General features: G+C 51.9%; 13 protein-coding genes and 1 pseudogene. 11 read left to right on the top strand and 3 right to left on the bottom strand.

What is annotated here, in order from left to right:
• From ENN66_03200 to ENN66_03190, 3 genes are all read right to left on the bottom strand, one after another.
• A partial coding sequence (locus tag ENN66_03200; GenBank protein ID HDS15615.1) for an aminopeptidase P family protein occupies positions 1-972 on the bottom strand: 972 nt, incomplete at its 3' end.
• Positions 973-989: 17 nt separating this feature from the next.
• The gene (gene aroQ, locus ENN66_03195) at positions 990-1478 is read right to left on the bottom strand and encodes a type II 3-dehydroquinate dehydratase (protein ID HDS15614.1); all 489 of its coding nucleotides are present in this window, start codon (positions 1476-1478) and stop codon (positions 990-992) included.
• Entirely contained in the window at positions 1475-1723 is a 249-nt protein-coding gene (locus ENN66_03190) for a hypothetical protein (protein HDS15613.1), read from the bottom strand. Before ENN66_03190 ends, aroQ begins: the two co-directional genes overlap by 4 nt.
• A 193-nt stretch (positions 1724-1916) precedes the next feature.
• Here ENN66_03190 and ENN66_03185 point away from each other — a divergent pair.
• The 11 genes and pseudogenes from ENN66_03185 to ENN66_03135 all read left to right on the top strand — a co-directional run.
• Positions 1917-2344, top strand: a pseudogene (locus ENN66_03185) (D-tyrosyl-tRNA(Tyr) deacylase).
• A gap of 329 nt (positions 2345-2673) precedes the next feature.
• On the top strand, positions 2674-4638 hold the full coding sequence (gene cooS / locus ENN66_03180) for an anaerobic carbon-monoxide dehydrogenase catalytic subunit (GenBank protein HDS15612.1): 1965 nt from the start codon (positions 2674-2676) through the stop codon (positions 4636-4638).
• Between the two features lie 156 nt (positions 4639-4794).
• Complete coding sequence (locus ENN66_03175) at positions 4795-6534, top strand: proline--tRNA ligase (GenBank protein HDS15611.1); 1740 nt, start codon at positions 4795-4797, stop codon at positions 6532-6534.
• On the top strand, positions 6509-7177 hold the full coding sequence (gene ftsE, locus ENN66_03170) for a cell division ATP-binding protein FtsE (protein ID HDS15610.1): 669 nt from the start codon (positions 6509-6511) through the stop codon (positions 7175-7177). The genes ENN66_03175 and ftsE overlap by 26 nt, the downstream gene beginning before the upstream one ends.
• Positions 7178-7226: 49 nt before the next feature.
• Positions 7227-8135, top strand: a complete 909-nt coding sequence (locus tag ENN66_03165) for an ABC transporter permease (protein ID HDS15609.1) — start codon at positions 7227-7229, stop codon at positions 8133-8135.
• Positions 8136-8170: 35 nt separating this feature from the next.
• Positions 8171-9280, top strand: coding sequence for a hypothetical protein (locus tag ENN66_03160; protein HDS15608.1), 1110 nt, complete (start codon positions 8171-8173; stop codon positions 9278-9280).
• A 126-nt stretch (positions 9281-9406) separates the two neighbouring features.
• On the top strand, positions 9407-10825 hold the full coding sequence (locus ENN66_03155; GenBank protein HDS15607.1) for a S41 family peptidase: 1419 nt from the start codon (positions 9407-9409) through the stop codon (positions 10823-10825).
• 9 nt (positions 10826-10834) lie between these two features.
• Positions 10835-12040, top strand: a complete 1206-nt coding sequence (locus ENN66_03150; GenBank protein HDS15606.1) for a divergent polysaccharide deacetylase family protein — start codon at positions 10835-10837, stop codon at positions 12038-12040.
• 30 nt (positions 12041-12070) lie between these two features.
• On the top strand, positions 12071-13747 hold the full coding sequence (locus ENN66_03145; GenBank protein ID HDS15605.1) for a Na/Pi cotransporter family protein: 1677 nt from the start codon (positions 12071-12073) through the stop codon (positions 13745-13747).
• Positions 13748-13834: 87 nt separating this feature from the next.
• Positions 13835-14770, top strand: coding sequence for a fructose-1,6-bisphosphatase (locus ENN66_03140; GenBank protein HDS15604.1), 936 nt, complete (start codon positions 13835-13837; stop codon positions 14768-14770).
• Positions 14771-14798: 28 nt separating this feature from the next.
• On the top strand, positions 14799-15450 hold a 652-nt coding region (locus ENN66_03135), incomplete at its 3' end, for a CBS domain-containing protein (protein HDS15603.1).

Raw genomic sequence — 15450 nt, 5'->3', positions numbered from 1 at the left:
TTCAATCGTGAAAACCATTCCGATTTCCAGTGTCTCGCTGGTTGAATTCGGGGAGATTGAAGGCGCTTCATGGATTTCCAGGCCGATGCCGTGGCCGGTGCCGTGACTGAAATACTCACCGAGGCCGGAATCAAGCAAAACCTTTCGGACGGTCCGGTCGAGCTCCCTGGGGCTGGGGAGTAGCTTGCCCTTCAGAGCCTGAAGGCCTTGATGTTGAGCCTCATAAAGGGCATTGTAAACCTGCTTCACTTCTGGTTCCGGTTCGCTGAGGAAATAGGTACAGGTCTGATCGCTGTGATAGCCCTGAAGGCAGGCGCCAAAATCGATGGTCACGATATCTCCGGGGGTCAGTCGGCGAGGCGAGGCCAGGCCATGAGGAAGGGCTGAACGTGGGCCGCTGGCGATAATCAGGGGAAAGGCGGTCCGTTCAGCTCCGGCCCGGCGCATTTGGTATTCAAGTTCAAGCGCCAGTTCATGTTCGCTGATTCCCGTTTCAAGGCGGCTGAGAGTGTTTTGTAGGGCCGTTTCGGAAACCTTGACAGCCTTGCTCAGTCGTTCAATTTCGTCTTCGCTTTTGCAGAGCCTGGGCAGGTTGATCAAGGCTGCGGCCGGTTCCGGTTCCCGACCGTCAAGGTGCTCACGCAATTTGAGCCAGTCGCCCAGATTCATTTTGGTTTCGTCGACGCCTAGTTTCCGGATCAGGTTTTCGCTTCGCAGGTGTCGGCAAAGATCGGCAACCGAATTGATACGGATCAGGTCGATTTCACCAGGAATCTCGTCTGCGGCCTGGGTGGTGTAGCGGCCATCCGTAAAAAAGCAGCTGCGTTTGGCACCGATCAGAAGATAGGCGCTGTCCCCGCTGTAACCGGTATAATAGCTGAGATTGGCCGGATGGCTGATCAGGAAAGCATCGTAGTGGGCACTTTCTAGGAGTCGATGCAGCTGGTCGAGTCTGTCCGAATGTCTAGGCATAGGTAAAAGGGACCGGTTTAGGGTTTCTGAGCCTGGGGGTTGGCGGGGTTGTCGTGTGCATCTGTCAGAAAGATGATGTTGAAAGCCTCGATGGCGAGTTGGTATGAAATCGGGCCGAAGCCGCAGATGCTGCCGTGGCAGACGGCTGCGGTCAAGGATTCCCGGCGAAAGGCCTCGCGGTTAAAAATGTTGCTGAGATGGATCTCGATTACCGGGACTCTGATCGCCGCGATGGCATCGCGGATCGCGACACTGGTGTGAGTGTAAGCCGCCGGATTGATGATGATACCGGAAAACCCTTGCCCTTCGGCTTGCTGCAGCCAGTCGGTGATTTCCCCCTCATGGTTGCTTTGTCGGCAGCTCACTGTTAAGCCAAGAGCGTGGCCTTTGCGGATAATTTCCTGATTGATCATTTCCAGGGTCTGAGTTCCGTAGATTTCCGGCTCTCGCCTGCCCAGGAGATTCAGATTGGGGCCATGAATAATCAGGATGCTGCGGGAACTCATTGGTTGCTACCGTCTGTTTGGGTTTGTTGTTCGAGGACGCGCAACAGACCTCTAAGCTGTTTTATTTGTTTCAGCGTTCGTTGCTGACGTTGCGGTGTCGGTTTTAGTTTTGGTTCGAAATGGTTCTTGATTTCAGTTATTTTTTTTTGGTAGGCAGGCTCTCGGCTTGGGTTTTGCTGCCCCAGCTTTTCGTAAATTTCAATGGCTTCCCGCCAGTGACGCTGGTCGAGGAGAAGCTGCGCCATGGTCTCGGTCCGGATTGGTGAGGGCGCTGCTTCGGCGCGGGGAGGGCCTATAGGTTTTGTTTTCATTGACGCCGGTTTAGTTGTGTTGTCGCTCCTGTCGGTCTGCGGAAGCCGCTGCGGTCATTGATGCCGGCAACATCTAGTAGAAAAACGGCATGAAGTCAAGAGCGTGATGATTGAAAGGAAAATGTTTATGCGGGCGGTCGTCCAGCGAGTCAATTCGGCGGTGGTTCGAGTTGAGGGTCGGGAAATTTCAGCTATCGGCCAGGGCCTTTTGGTTCTTCTGGGGATCGGCCTGATGGATGAAGGCGCGGATGTGGACTACATGGTAAAAAAAAATCTGTGGTTTGAGAATCTTTGCGGACGCTCATGGGCGGATGGGGCGTTCTCTGGCTCAGTGTGGCGGCGGCGTCATGGTAGTTCCGCAATTTACTTTGTATGGAGAGGTCAGGAAGGGTCACCGGCCATCTTTTTTCGGGGCGGCTGACCCGATAAAGGGTCGCAGTCTTTATGAAAAGGTGCTGGCAGGTATTCATGAGCAAGGATTGTCGGTGTGTGGGGGGGCAGGAGCAGATGGAGGTTGAAGAATTGATCAATCAGGGGCCTGTCACTTCTTCTTGACAGTCAAAAAATCTGGGGTTTAAAACGCTTCCGCGTTTGCTGACGTTCGAATTCAGGGTGGCAGATCGTTTCCTTTCCTGGAGGCGACGTTCTTTCTTTTGCCGGCAATAATTCGCGAAAAAAATTCGGACATGCGAAAAAAATTCGTATAATATGGTCTGAAGGTATGCTTTGCGTCCCTGATTTTCAGGGATAAATTAAAAAGAATTTGTGGTATAGAGATTGCTCTATGTGGTCCCGCACGTCTAAATGTCAGAGGCGGACGCAAGCTCCGTCAGGTTAAAATAACAGGCCGGTAAAACTAACGCTATCAAGGAGGTAGTAAGACAATGGCAAAAGAATTAAACATTCAGGAAGCGACCATTTGCGCCAGCACCATTCAGATGCTGGAAAAAGCAAATCGGGACGGGGTGCAGATCTCTTTTCATCGGGCCAACGACATGGCCCCCTGTCCGATTGGCGCGGTTTCATCCTGCTGTAAGAATTGCTCAATGGGGCCCTGTCGTCTGAGTCCGAAAGATCCTTACGCCAAACAGGGTGTCTGCGGGGCGACGATTGATACCATCTCAGCTCGTAACTTTGCCCGGATGGTGGTTGCCGGCGCCGCTGCTCATACCGACCACGGCATGGGAATGCTCGATTGTTTCAAGGAAGTCGCGCACGGCAAGATTGATGGTTTTCGGATTAAGGATGAAAAGAAGTTGCTGGCTGTCTGTGAATCCCTGGATATCGCGACCACGGTAGAGGTAGACGGCGTGGTTAAGACTCGTGACATCAAGGAACTGGCGGTCGAACTTGCGGGTGAACTGGAAAGAACCTATACCCAGGTTGAAGGTGAGATTCCTTTCATGAAGCGGGTTCCGGCCAAGACCCTGGAGCGTTGGCGTGAACTCGGCATCGTGCCCCGCGGCGCCATGCGTGAACTGATGGAAATGATGCATCGCACGCATATCGGTGTGGACCAGGATTATGTCAATATCGCCCGTCAGTTTCAGCGTGCAGCCCTTTCCGATGGTTGGGGTGGATCGATGGTGGCGACCGAAATTTCCGATATTTTGTTCGGGACTCCGAAACCGATTGCCTGCTATGTCGATATGGGCTGTCTCGATGAAAAACAGGTCAATGTGGTCATTAACGGGCATGAGCCGATCATGTTTGAAGCTATGATTGATTCGGTCAATGACCCCAAAATGATCGCTAAAGCCAAAGCCGCCGGCGCCGCCGGTCTTAACCTGGCCGGCATGTGTTGTTCCGGGGCTGAAGCCCTGATGCGGCACGGCGTGCCGCATGCCGGTAACTTCATGTCCACGGAAGCCCTGCTCGTGACCGGCGCCGTCGATGCGATGGCGGTTGACGTCCAGTGTATCAAGCAGGGTCTGTCTCCGGTTGCCGAGTGTTACGGTACTCCGTTCATCACGACCAATTACCGGGCACACATCGAAGGGGCGATTCACATTCAGCTGGATGAGACCAACCCCCGTGCCTGCGTAGACAAAATTGTCGAAATGGCGATCGAGCGTTACAAAAACCGCAGCAAGCCCATTGAAATTCCTCAGAACAAGCACATTGGTATTCACGGCTTCAGTCATGAGAGCATTGTCTATGATCTCGGGGGCTCTTTCCGTGGTTCCTATGTCCCCCTGAATGACAATATTATCAATGGTCGGATTCGCGGGGTCGCCGGGGTTGTCGGTTGTACCAACCCGCGCGTCAAACACGACTGGGTCCATACTGAAGTGGTTAAAGAGCTGATCAAAAACAACGTTCTCGTCGTGCAGACCGGCTGTTCGACCATTGCTGTCGGCAAAGCCGGCCTGTTGGTGCCGGAAGCCGCCAAGTATGCCGGCGCCGGTCTTGCCGAGGTTTGTGAAACCGTTGGTATTCCGCCGGTTCTGAGCCTGGGGTCCTGCGTTGACAACAGCCGGATTCTGATCGCTTGCGCCGAAATGGTCAAAATTGGTGGGCTCGGCGACAAGATTTCCGATCTTCCGGTTGCCGGCTCCGCTCCCGAATGGATGAGCGAAAAGGCGATTTCAATCGGTCAGTATTTTGTTTCCTCCGGGGTTTACACGGTATTTGGCGCCGCTTTCCCGGTTACCGACGGCACCAAGTTCAAAGAGCACCTCTTCAAAGGTTTGGAAGGTGAGGTCGGTGGTATGTGGGATTTTGCCGTAGATCCTTATGAACACGCCGCCAAGATGATCGCCCATATTGATAAAAAGCGTGAAGCGCTTGGCATCAATGTTAAACAGGAACGTAAACTTTTCGATATGGCTGATCGCCGCGAGCTCTAAATCGAGTTTATTGGTAACTAAACTCTGGTGTCACATGTAAAAGCCCCGGTTCTCGACGGACCGGGGCTTTTTTGTACTTGACAACTTGGGGTGGAATTTCTACAAGTCTCACAAGCTGCTAGTTTTTTATTATCTGTTGGTCGAGAAAGGATGTTTATGCGCTTTTCCAGAATGTATCTGCCCACGCTGAAAGAGGTTCCGGCGGAAGCCGAGGTAGTCAGTCACCGCCTGATGCTCAGGGCGGGAATGATTCGGCGATTGGCTGCCGGTATCTATTCATATCTGCCTCTGGGGTTACTGGCCTTACGTAATGTGGAGGAGATTGTCCGGCAGGAGATGAATCGAGCGGGAGCCCAGGAAGTTCTGCTGCCGGCAGTGCAGCCGGCAGAACTTTGGCAGGAGAGCGGACGCTGGGATTTCTATGGCAAGGAACTCCTGCGGATTCGGGATCGGCATCAGCGTGATTTTTGTTTCGGGCCTACCCATGAAGAGGTGATTACCGATTTGGTACGTCATGAAATTCGTTCCTATCGGCAGATGCCGCTTAATCTCTATCAGATACAGACTAAATTTCGGGATGAAGTCAGGCCTCGTTTCGGACTGATGCGGGGGCGTGAGTTTATCATGAAGGATGCCTACAGTTTTGATCTGGATGATGCCGCAGCCGGGTTAAGCTATCAGGCCATGCATACGGCTTACAGTCGTATCTTTGCTCGCTGCGGCCTTGATTTTCGGGCGGTTGAAGCCGATTCCGGGGCTATCGGCGGCAGCTTCTCACATGAATTCATGGTTCTCGCGCAATCGGGCGAGGATGCGATTGCCAGCTGTCGTGAATGCACCTATGCTGCTAACGCTGAAAAAGCCGAAAGCGGTTTTGTTCCTGATCCGCCGGTTGATGTTGAAAGTTTGCGGCCTGCTTTTGTTGAGGTAGCTACGCCCGGTTGCCGATCGGTTGAAGAGGTGGCCGCCTTTTTCAAGGTCGGGCCCCGGGCCATCTTGAAAAGTGTGATTTTCGAATCGGATTCAGGTTTTTGCCTGGTGGTGGTTCCGGGTGACCGGGAAGTCAATGAAATAAAGGTCAAGGCCGCCTTGGCGGCTGAGTGGGTTGAAATACCCTCTTCGGATCGGGTGGCCGAGGAGTTAGGGTTGCCGGTTGGTTTTCTCGGGCCGCTGGAGACCCGGTTGCCGCTACTGGTTGATCGGGCGGTGCCGTTTTTGCCGGGCATGATCTGCGGTGCTAATCGGGCCGGTTTCCATCTGCAGGGAGTGCAGTGGGGACGTGATTTCAGCAGTGAGAAAATCTTTGATTTGGTTGAAGTTCAAGCCGGAGATGCTTGTCCGCGTTGCTCTGGAGTTTTGCAGATCGACCGCGGAATCGAGGTTGGCCATATCTTTAAACTGGGGACTAAATACAGTGAAAAATTACAAGCCCGCTACCTTGATCAGGAAGGCCGGGAGCGTCTTCTGGTCATGGGCTGCTATGGTATCGGAATCGGACGGACGGTGGCCGCTGCGATAGAGCAAAATCATGATGAAAATGGGATTGTTTTCCCTTATGCCCTCGCTCCCTTCAAGGTTGTGTTGCTCAATCTTGATCTTAAATCAGATGAGGTGACAAATTATTGCGAGCAGCTTTACTGCGAATTGCAACAACGCGGGATCATGGTTCTGTATGATGATCGGGATGAGCGCCCCGGGGTCAAATTCAAAGACGCGGATCTGATCGGTGCCCCTTTGCGTCTGATGGTTGGGCGCAAGGGCTATGAAAAGGGCATTCTCGAAGCTCGGCAGCGCAAGTCTGGGGTGAGCCTGGAGTTGCCTTTACGCGAACGTAGTCAATTATGGAATCTGCTTGCAGGTCTGGCGGCTGATGATACGTGTATCGCATCTCAGTAAAAGTTATAGCCGTCCGGATCTGATTCTTAAGGATATTTCTTTTGAGGTCAAGGAGGGGGAATTCGTTTATCTTTCCGGACCCAGCGGCGCCGGGAAAACCACTCTTTTTCGCCTGCTTTTTGCTGATCTCGAACCCGATTCAGGGCAGATCGTGGTGGATGGTGTAAATCTGGCGCGGGCCCGGCCGTCTCGAATTGCCCGGTTGCGGCGCCGGATGGGGATTGTCTTTCAGGATTATAAATTGATTCCTTATCGGACGGTGTTTGATAATGTGGCTTTGGCCCTGGAGGTGGCCGGAACGCCTCGGCGCCTGATTCAAAAGAAGGTCTGGCAGGTACTTAAAATAGTGGGTATTGAACGACAGATTGAGCGGCTGCCGCTGCAGTTGTCGGGGGGAGAACAGCAGCGGGTGGCCATCGCCCGGGCGTTAGTCAATGATCCCCGACTGATTCTGGCGGATGAGCCTACCGGCAACCTTGATTTTGAAATCAGCAATGAAATTATGCATATTTTCAATTACATCAACTCCCGGGGGGCTACCATTGTTATGGTTACCCATAATCGGAGTATTCTGCCACGTTTTAAACGCAAGGTCTTCTATCTTGATCGGGGTTCTCTGCAGGCATATGTGTGGCCCGGATGAATTACTTTGGTGAACTGAGCCCAGGTTGTCTGAGACATCTGTCTTTCATATGATCGGAATTCGAGATTACAGCTTTTCTCTCTTTAAGCTTACCGCGAATAATATTTGTCGGCATCCGCTTATCAACCTGATATCGATCTCGATAATTACTCTCGCCATGCTTCTGCTGGCGCTTTATTTTCTGGTCTATGGGAATGTAACGCGGATTGTTTCTCTCTGGAGGGCCGATTTACGACTGGCAGTTTATCTCGAAGATGATCTTGATCGGGCGAGATTGTCCGCGCTCCAGGCATATTGTCTTGAGTTGCGGGAGACGAAGAAGGTTGTTTATATTTCTCAGGCGCAGGCTCTGGAAAATTTCAAAGTTACCCTGGGAGACGATGCTGTTTTTCTTGAAGGTTTGAGCGAAAATCCGCTGCCATCATCGTTTGAGATCTTACTTGATGAGGGCGTTGTCGAGCTTGCTGATGTCGAACGTCTGGCCCGGCAACTCGAAAGGCAGGTAGGGGTGGATCAGGTTGAGTATGGTCATCGCTGGCTTATGCACCTGTTTTCGTTTCTTAAGATGATTAAATATTTCGGATACGTAGTTACCATCTTTCTTTCGGCGGTGACGGTATTTATTGTAGCCAGCACTATTCGACTCTCACTTTACGCCCGTCGGGATACAATTCGGGTGCTGCGTTTGGTTGGGGCGACCTCAAGTTTTATCGCCCTGCCTTATTTTTTTGAGGGAGTTTTCCAGGGCCTTGCCGCCTCAATGCTGGCGCTGAGTCTGGCTTATGCCGGTTTTCGTCATCTTTGTGACTGGTTGCGGTCGCAGGTGCCGCAGTGGGCCGCGCTTTCGCAGCTGCACTTCTTCTCGGTCTCGGAGCTGCTCTTTTTTATTTGTATAGGAACTTTCCTGGGCGTGGCCGGTTTTCTTTTATCCAGCCGTTGGCTGCGCTTGGAATCCTAGTGTTTATTCCGCACCGGTTTCAGGTGATATTGTTCTTGTCGCTCAGTTTTGGTCTGTGGGGGGCGGTATTGGACGTCCCGGCCCAGGAAACCTTCGATGAGTTGCGTACGGTTAAGGAACAGATTTCCAGGGCCCGCAAAGTCGAGGCCAGGGCCCGTTCGGAACAGCTTACCGTCTTGCAGGAAATTGACGAGCTTAATCGTCGGCATGCCGTTTTACGGAATGAACTGGAAGGCTTGTCGAGGGAAATGGAGGCTGTTCTGGCTGTCATTTCCGAACAGGAAGCCGAGGCTTGTCGACTGCGGGAGCAGTTGCGGCAGTTGCAGCAGGAGTTTAAGCGAAGATTGCGGATTCGTTATTGTCAGGCCCCCGGCAAGTGGCTAGATTTTTTAGGGGGGGATGCCGACCTGCTGGAAAAGCTTAATGCCTTGGTCTACGGGCGTCGGGTGTTGGCAGCTGATCGTCGGCTTTGGGCTTCCTGTGAGAGTCTTCTTCGTGAGGTAGAAACACGGCAGCTGGGTATTGAAAAACGTAGTCTTTTTTTACTCGAACTGAAGGCCCGTGAATCCCTTAATCTGGGTGAACTGGAAGAAAATATTGCCAAAAAAAACGAGTTGCTGTATAAAATCAAGCACCAGGTTAAAAGCCACCAAGAGCTTATCGCCGAGCTGGAAGGGGTAGCTGCCGATCTCGAAAGGATGACACGAGCTGTGGCCCCGGAGAAAACGGACTTCGCTGATTTGCGTGGCCGTCTGCCCATGCCGGTGGACGGGGTTGTGGTCAGTTTTTTCGGTCTTGAAAAAGATTCACGTTTTGCCACGGTTACCAGTAATCGCGGGATCGAAATTGAGGCTCCTTTGGGGGCCCCGGTAAAAGTCGTATCTGCCGGACAGGTGGTCTTTGCCTCCTGGATGAAAGGCTACGGCAATCTTTTGGTGGTTGATCATGGCGGCGGTTTTTTCTCGGTTTATGCTTATCTTGAGGATTTCAGCTGTCGAATCAAGGATCGTCTGCAAGGTTCTGAAATTATCGGTCGGGTTGGTCGAGGCGGAATCTCCAATGAACCAGCCCTTTATTTTGAAATTCGCAGGGACGGGGTTCCTGAAGATCCGTTGACCTGGGTATCCGATATGGTGCCTTCATGATTGGTTTCTTGTCTGGACCAAGTGGGTATAATGGAAAGAAATATTCGTGATCAAGATGTTCTTGAAAGGTCGTTCGAGGCGGTTGCAGCAAGCTCCCGTCTCTCATTTTTTTGGAGGTTTTTAAAAATGATTGAAAAACATAAGGGCAAATCCATTGCCTTCGCGGTCTTTCTGGCCTTGGCCGTTTTCCTGCTGGTTTATCTTGGGGCTCTTCCCGGAAATTCCCGGGCCCGGGAAGAGGGTTCGGAAGATCAGTTCAGAAGCCCGTACGAATATATAAAACTATTTACCGACACCTTGAATCTGGTACAGAAAAATTATGTTGAAGAGGTTGAGGTTAAAAAGCTGGTGTATGGTTCGATCAAGGGAATGCTGGCGGATCTTGATCCCCACTCGAGTTTTATGCCTCCCGATATGTTCAAGGAAACCCAGGTTGAAACCAGCGGTTCTTTTGGCGGTCTCGGCATTGAAATAACCATTCGTGACGGAGTCCTGACCGTGGTTTCACCAATCGAGGATACTCCCGCCTTTCGCGCCGGTATAGAAGCCGGTGATCGGATCATCAAGATCGATGGGGAGTTGAGCAAGGATTTGACCCTGATGGAGGCGGTTAAAAAAATGCGAGGTCCCAAGGGAACCAAAATAACCATTTCAATCATGCGTAAAGGGGCCCTTTCTCTGCAGGATGTGACCATTGTCCGCGATATTATCAACGTCGTCAGCGTCAAGGCTAAAATGCTGTCCGATGACATTGCCTATGTTCGTCTGACTCAGTTCCAGACCCGGACCAGCAGCGATCTCAACCTGAAATTGAAAGAGCTTAAAGACGAGCATCAGTTATCCGGCCTGGTGCTTGATCTGCGTAATAATCCCGGCGGTTTATTGCAGCAGGCCGTGGCGGTTTCAGATTATTTTCTTAAATCAGGTCTGATTGTCTATACCGACGGTCGGATCAGCAAACAGAATATGCGTTATCAGGCCCATGATGATGGTACCGAGGGTGATTACCCGATTGTGGTCTTGGTTAACGGTGGCAGCGCCAGTGCTTCCGAAATTGTTGCCGGGGCTCTGCAGGATCATAAAAGGGGCTTGGTCATGGGGACGCCGACGTTTGGCAAGGGTTCGGTGCAGACCATTATCCCGCTTGAGGATGGTTCCGCCGTACGCCTGACAACTTCACTTTATTACACCCCGAGCGGACGTTCAATTCAGGCTAAAGGAATTGAGCCCGATGTTCTGGTCGAGGCCGGCACCGTGGTCAAGCGTGAACCAGGTAAAGGGTTGATGCATGATCTTAAGGAAAAGGATCTTAAAGGTCATTTTGAAAATGCTAAGAGTAGCCCGGAAATGAATGAAGCTCACCCTTCCAGGGATGCGGAGCCTGAAAGCGGGAGTGGAATTCGTCCTGAAGCGGAGTCTGAAGGCGGTGCCGAATCCGCGGCGGCAGCAGCTGGAGAAGACTGGCGTAATGACATTCAGGTGGTGCGGGCTCTGGAGTTGCTTCAGGGGTGGAAGGTTTTCCGGCAGCTAGATAATAATCGGTAGCCAGTCCTGATGATGCGTGTGAAAGAGCGTACACCGAAGATTTCCGGAGGATGGCTGGGGCTGGTTCTGGGAATCGCCGGGGCCGCTCTTTTCTTTTTGCTGGGTTATTTGCTGGCGGAGCGAAGGTTTGCCGAGGTTTTGCCCGCACCTGATTCGAGAGTGTCCGCGGAGTGCCTTCGGAATGCTCAACCTCAGGATCATAATAAACTGGAAACGGCTCTTGGCCGTTTGTTGCAGAAAATCAACCTGAGTCGGGCCGCTCAGGTTAACCGGCAGAATTGGCAACGGCTGCGCAGCGGTGTTCTGGAGTGGTCCCGGCTCAGGATGGACGGAGTCTGTTTTGACCCTGAGCTTCTGAGGCTGGTACTGCAGTCCGCCAAAGAATTTTTGGGTCGTGATTTTGCCTTACGTCTGCTTTTTTCATATGACAACGAGGGCGGGATCAGTTCCTTTCTGCTTCTTGATGGTGAAACTGTGGTCACCATCGGCACTTTTATCACAGCCAAATCATTGGTTGAGCCGGGGCTGAGGCGTCCCCGGCTGGCAATTGTCATTGATGATCTGGGGCTTAGTCTGAGTAGCGCAGCTGAATTTGCCGCGATTTCTCTGCCTCTGACCTTTGCCGTGCTGCCACGGTTGGAGAACTCGAAGCGGGTCGCTGGATACCTGCAGGAACGGCGGTGTGATATGATCTTACATCTGCCGATGGAACCTCGGGACTACCCTGACGTCGATCCTGGTCCCGGGGCCCTGCTCTGCGCGATGGATGAAAAACAGATGCGGTCAACCCTGCTTGAAAATCTGGCTTCAGTGCCGGGGATTATCGGGGTTAATAACCATATGGGTTCACGACTGACGGCCAATCCTGTTAAAATGAGGATGGTTATGCGGGTCCTCAGGGATCGAGAACTTTTTTTTCTCGACAGCCTGACGATTGCCGGCAGTTGTGCTTATGAGGAAGCCCGGGCCGCCGGAATTCCGGCGCTACGGCGGGATGTTTTTCTCGATAACCTCAGGGATGAACAGCATATTCTTCTGCAGCTGCGGACCTTGCTGACCGTGGCCGCAATCAGGGGGACTGCGATCGGGATCGGCCACCCGTATGCGGAGACGGCGGCCGCTTTGAAAAAATTCCACCGCATGGCGGAGCAGGCCGGGGTTGAAATCGTTGCTCTGCGGCGGCTTTTCGTGCAGCCATTAAAATTTATTGAGTGACAACTTTTTAGACGGCAAAGTGAGTATTAAATGATACAGGCAATGATGTTTGCCTTTCTGGGTGGTCTTGGACTTTTTCTTTACGGTATGAAAATTATGTCGGAAGGCTTGCAGAAAGCCGCCGGCAATCGTCTGCGGCAGATTCTGGAAAAGCTGACGACGCATCGTATCGCCGCCTTTCTGGTCGGAACCGGAGTCACGGCCATCGTGCAGAGCAGCAGCGCTACGACCGTGATGGTGGTGGGTTTTGTTAATGCCGGTTTGATGAATCTGCGGCAGGCTATCGGGGTGATTCTTGGAGCCAATATCGGGACCACGGTGACCGCCCAGATGATTGCCTTCAAAGTTCATCATTATGCCTTGCCGGCGATCGGTATCGGAGTGGCGCTGAAATTTTTTACCCGGACTAAACGCTGGCAGTATTTTGGTGAAATCATCCTGGGTTTCGGTATGCTTTTTTACGGTCTGGATGTCATGGGGGGTGGCCTTGCCTGTTTTAAGACGCAGCCTTTTTTTCAGCAGGCGTTTGTTACCTTCAGTCGTAATCATATCATGGCGGTTCTGGCTGGGGCCCTGTTGACCATGATTCTGCAGAGCAGCAGTGCCACGGTCGGAATCACCATGACACTGGCTGCAAGTGGAGCCCTGACTTTCGAGGGAGGGGTGGGCCTGATTCTCGGGGAAAATATCGGGACCACGATTACGGCTTTGCTGGCCGGTATCGGAACTAATATTTCAGCGAAGCGGGCCGCCCGGGCTCATATGATGGTCAATGTTCTGGGGGTGGTTTATATACTGTTGCTTTTCCCGTTTTTCACTCGCCTGGTTGATTATTTTACTCCGGGAAATCCTGACCTGGTGGTCGGAGTGGCGCAGGCCGCCGAATGCGCTGTCACTATCGGTGATAAACCCTATATTGCCCGCCATCTTGCCAATGCGCACACCTTTTTCAATATCTTCAACTGTCTGCTTTTTCTCCCCTTGGTCGGCATACTTGCCAAAGTTTGTGTCTGGATGGTGCCGGCCGGCGATGAAGAGACTTTTTATCACCTGCGTTATCTTGATAACCGGGTTCTTGATACCCCGCCCCTGGCTCTGGCTCAGGCGCATAAGGAAACCGTGCGCATGGCCGGTCTTTGTTTGCGCATGTTCAATCTGACCATGGAATGCTATACCAATTACACGCAAAAACTGGTGGAAAAGGTGTACCGTAAGGAAAACACGATAGATATGTTGCAGAAGGAGATTACCGACTTTCTGGTTAATGTAACGCAACTGTCAACCACCCCGGAGATCTCGCGCGAGGTCAACATGACCATGTATATTGTCAACAACCTCGAGCGGCTGGGAGACCACTGCGAAAACCTGATTCGCCTGGTTGAACGTAAACAGGATCAGAAAATTGACTTTAGTGAGGAAGCCAATGCGGAAATCGCCGAAATCGAACTCAAAGCCCGGGAATTTATCGAGCTGGCGCTGACGGGCCTTGAAAAGGGCAAGGTGGAGCGTTTGATGGTGAAAGCCAGAGCGCTGGAGAACAGTATCAACTCTCTGGAGAATCGCTACCGTGATCAGCATATTGAACGGCTCAGTGAAAACCGTTGTTCCGTGGTGCCGGGTCTGATTTTTATCGATTTTCTGACTAATTTTGAGAAAATCGGGGACCATTGCTATAATATCTGCGAGGCTATCGCCGGAGAGAAGTAAGGAAGCTGAACTTTTACTGAAGTGGGCGCGGTGTGAAACTTCACGGTGTTCGGGTTTTCGCTGGAGCCGGATCGGAATGGGATTAAGATGAATATTAAAAAGCACGTCAAGCGTGGTCTCTGGAACCATTTGATGAAAAGTCGAGTGGAAATGGGGTTGGCCAGTATTATCTATGAGGTCGGAGTTGCCTCGAAATATGTAAATCATGCCATGCGCACCGGTGATCTGGGGCTGGCCGGAACCAGCAATCTTTATGGCGAAGACCAGCTGGCGCTGGATGTTCTGGCCGATGAGATTATCAAGGACCGGTTGGATCATACCGGTCGGGTCAGTCGTATAATTTCTGAAGAACAGAGTGAAATTATAATTTTTGATCGACAGGGGAAACGCGGCGGCTATGCGGTCTGCTATGACCCGCTGGACGGCTCTTCCCTGGTTGATGTCAACCTTGCGGTGGGAACCATTGTCGCCATTTATGCCGGGGATGATCCCTTGCAGTGTGGGCGTCGGCAGGTCGGGTCCATGTATGTTGTTTACGGCCCGCGCACGACCCTGGTTTATGGCGCCGGTGACGGGGTGCATGAGTTTACCCTGAACAGCCTGGGTGAATATGTGTTGACCCGGGAGTACGTCTCGCTCAAAAACAGGGGGACGATCTTCAGCCCCGGCGGGGTGCGGCGCGACTATCTGCCGGAACATGAAAATTTTATCCGCCATCTAGAAGATGATGGTTATAAGTTGCGTTATAGCGGTGGCTTTGTTCCCGACCTCAATCAGATACTACTTAAAGGCGGGGGTATTTTTATGTATCCCGGCACGGTTTCAGCTGCTCAGGGCAAGCTTCGTTTACCTTTTGAACTTAATCCCATGGCCTATCTGACGGAATTGGCGGGGGGCGTGGCAACCGACGGTCGCAGGCCGATTCTTGATCTTGAATGTTACGATTTCGACCAGCGCAGTCCGGTCTATATCGGCAGCCGGGATGAGGTTGAACTGGCGAAAAAATTCTTTGGCGCCAGTTGAGTTATTGCAGCTATTATGGAGATCGAAAATGAAATCTGAAAAAATTAGGGTCGGCTTGACTTTTGATGATGTCTTGATACAGCCGAGTTATTCCGCCATTCTGCCGCATGAGGTTGATCTTTCGACCTGGTTGACTCGGGATATTAAGCTCAAAAACCCGTTGCTCAGCGCGGCCATGGATACGGTGACCGAGTCAAAAACCGCGATCTGCATGGCTCGAGAGGGCGGTATCGGCATCATTCACAAAAATATGTCAATTGAGGCCCAGGCCCTTGAGGTGGATAAGGTCAAAAAGTCGGAAAGCGGCATGATTGTTGACCCGATCACCATGGCTCCTGATAATCTGGTCCATGAAGTTTTAAAGGTCATGGAGAAGTATCGCATTTCCGGGGTGCCGATTGTTGATGGGAATCGGTTGGTTGGGATCGTCACTAATCGGGACCTGCGTTTTGAAACGCAGATGGACCGGCCTTTGCGGGATATTATGACCAAGGACAATCTGGTTACGGTTTCCAAGGGTATTGGCATGGATGAAGCTAAGGTTCTGCTGCATAAACATCGCATTGAAAAACTGTTGGTAGTCGATGACGATAATCGTTTGCAGGGACTGATCACCATCAAAGATATCGAAAAAACGCGTATGTATCCCGATTCCTGCAAGGATGGGATGGGGCGGTTGC

The organism is Pseudomonadota bacterium (genome assembly GCA_011049115.1).
In the GTDB taxonomy this organism is placed as follows: domain Bacteria; phylum Desulfobacterota; class Anaeroferrophillalia; order Anaeroferrophillales; family Tharpellaceae; genus DSCM01.
Note: the sequence above shows the minus strand (reverse complement) of the source record. Positions and strands in the feature narration are given on the sequence as shown.

What these genes read in the sequence shown, in the direction of transcription:
- ENN66_03145 (HDS15605.1), top strand. Translation starts at nt 12,071, where the DNA reads ATGATACAGGCAATGATGTTTGCCTTTCTGGGTGGTCTTGGACTTTTT.
- ENN66_03155 (HDS15607.1), top strand. Translation starts at nt 9,407, where the DNA reads ATGATTGAAAAACATAAGGGCAAATCCATTGCCTTCGCGGTCTTTCTG.
- ENN66_03150 (HDS15606.1), top strand. Translation starts at nt 10,835, where the DNA reads ATGATGCGTGTGAAAGAGCGTACACCGAAGATTTCCGGAGGATGGCTG.
- ENN66_03140 (HDS15604.1), top strand. Translation starts at nt 13,835, where the DNA reads ATGAATATTAAAAAGCACGTCAAGCGTGGTCTCTGGAACCATTTGATG.
- ftsE (HDS15610.1), top strand. Translation starts at nt 6,509, where the DNA reads ATGATACGTGTATCGCATCTCAGTAAAAGTTATAGCCGTCCGGATCTG.
- ENN66_03190 (HDS15613.1), bottom strand. Translation starts at nt 1,723, where the DNA reads ATGGCGCAGCTTCTCCTCGACCAGCGTCACTGGCGGGAAGCCATTGAA.
- ENN66_03165 (HDS15609.1), top strand. Translation starts at nt 7,227, where the DNA reads ATGATCGGAATTCGAGATTACAGCTTTTCTCTCTTTAAGCTTACCGCG.
- aroQ (HDS15614.1), bottom strand. Translation starts at nt 1,478, where the DNA reads ATGAGTTCCCGCAGCATCCTGATTATTCATGGCCCCAATCTGAATCTC.
- cooS (HDS15612.1), top strand. Translation starts at nt 2,674, where the DNA reads ATGGCAAAAGAATTAAACATTCAGGAAGCGACCATTTGCGCCAGCACC.
- ENN66_03175 (HDS15611.1), top strand. Translation starts at nt 4,795, where the DNA reads ATGCGCTTTTCCAGAATGTATCTGCCCACGCTGAAAGAGGTTCCGGCG.